At 63.3% G+C, this 207-nt stretch carries 1 tRNA gene; it reads right to left on the bottom strand.

From position 1 onward, the window contains the following. Window positions 1-68 precede the first annotated feature (68 nt). Window positions 69-145: transfer RNA gene (locus tag MKK64_RS14390), tRNA-Met, on the bottom strand. Between the last annotated feature and the right edge of the window lie 62 nt (window positions 146-207).

Genomic DNA, 207 nt, shown 5'->3' with positions numbered 1-207 from the left:
GCAAACAGCCGGCCTGCGTGGTGCGCGGGCCGGCTGTTTGCGGTTTTGTGAGGTGTATGTGGTGTGTTTGGTTGCGGGGACAGGATTTGAACCTGTGACCTTCAGGTTATGAGCCTGACGAGCTACCGGGCTGCTCCACCCCGCGCCAGGGTGCGTGCTGGTCCTGGTGTGTGGACCGGCACGTTCGGCGATCGTGGTGAGGGACTG

It is taken from the genome of Methylobacterium sp. E-025, from assembly GCF_022829705.1.
In the GTDB taxonomy this organism is placed as follows: Bacteria; Pseudomonadota; Alphaproteobacteria; order Rhizobiales; family Beijerinckiaceae; genus Methylobacterium.
Note: the sequence above shows the minus strand (reverse complement) of the source record. Positions and strands in the feature narration are given on the sequence as shown.